Here is a 1400-nt window from a genome sequence, read left to right on the forward strand (position 1 = left end):
TCCACATCAACCGCCGACAAACCCGCAGACGCAAGAGCCTGCCGAATCACCCGCTGCTGCGACGGACCGTTCGGCGCCGTCAACCCGTTCGACGCGCCGTCCTGATTCACCGCCGTGCCCCGTACCACCGCCAGGATCCGGCGGCCGTCGCGTTGCGCGTCCGACAGGCGCTGCACCAGCAGCACGCCGACGCCCTCGGACCAGCCCGTGCCGTCCGCGGCGTCCGAGAACGACTTGCAGCGGCCGTCGGCGGACAGGCCGCCCTGGATCGAGAACTCGGCGAAGGTGCCCGGTGAGGCCATCACGGTGACGCCGCCGGCCAGGGCGAGGTCGCACTCGCCGGACCGCAGCGCCTGCGCCGCGAGGTGCAACGCGACCAGCGACGACGAACACGCCGTGTCCACCGTCACCGCCGGCCCCTCGAACCCGAACGAGTACGCCACCCGGCCCGACAACACGCTTGTCGCGTTGCCGGTGAGCAGGTGGCCGCCGACCTCCTGGGCCCGACCGACCGACCCGCTGGCGTACCCCTGGAAGCTGGCCCCGGCGAAGACGCCGACCGCGCCACCCCGCAGGCTGGTCGGGTCGATGCCCGCCGATTCGACGGCCTCCCACGACGTTTCCAGCAGCAGCCGCTGCTGCGGGTCCATGGCGAGGGCCTCGCGCGGCGAGATGCCGAAGAACTCGGCGTCGAACTCACCGGCGTCGTAGACGAAGCCGCCCCTGCGGGCGAAGGACGTGTCGGACAGGCCACTGCTGAGGAAGCTGTCCCAGCCCCGGTCGAGGGGGAACTCGGAGATGCCGTCGCGTCCCGTGGAGAGCAGTTGCCACAGTTCTTCCGGGGACGCGACGCCACCCGGGAGGCGGCAGCCCATCCCGACGATCACGATCGGGTCGTCGTCCACGGTGGCGACCCTGCGGTCGGCCGGCGCGTCACCCGATGCTCCGAGCACGGTCTCCCGGATGAAGGCGACCAGGGCGGCCGGCGTCGGGTGGTCGAAGACCAGGGTGGAGGGCAACGCGAGGCCCGTCTCGGCGGTCAGCCGGTTGCGCAGCTCGACGGCGGTGAGCGAGTCGAAGCCGAGACGCTGGAACGCCCGGTCCGGCCGCACCGCCTCCACGGTGGCGTGGCCGAGCACCGTGGCGACCTGGGAGCGTACGAGGTCCAGGAGGGACGCCTCGACCTCCGGCGGCGTCAGGGCCGCGAGCCGCTCGCGCAGTGCGGAGGCCCGGTCGGTGGGGCCGGTCTCGGCTCGGGCGGCCGCCTCGATCGCCGCCTGTGCCTCGGGGATGTCGGTGAACAGACGCGACGGACGCAACGCCGTGAACGACGGCACAAACCGATCCCACCGCACATCCGCCACCACCACCTGACCCTCATCACCATCCAACGCCCGCTG

1 protein-coding gene is annotated in these 1400 nt (G+C 72.4%); it reads right to left on the minus strand.

The features are described 5' to 3' along the window. Positions 1-1400, minus strand: a 1400-nt coding sequence (locus ABZ573_RS32505) for a beta-ketoacyl synthase N-terminal-like domain-containing protein (RefSeq protein ID WP_358122928.1), incomplete at both ends; no start/stop codon positions are given.

This window comes from Micromonospora sp. NPDC007220, from assembly GCF_040634035.1.
GTDB lineage: Bacteria > Actinomycetota > Actinomycetes > Mycobacteriales > Micromonosporaceae > Micromonospora > Micromonospora reichwaldensis.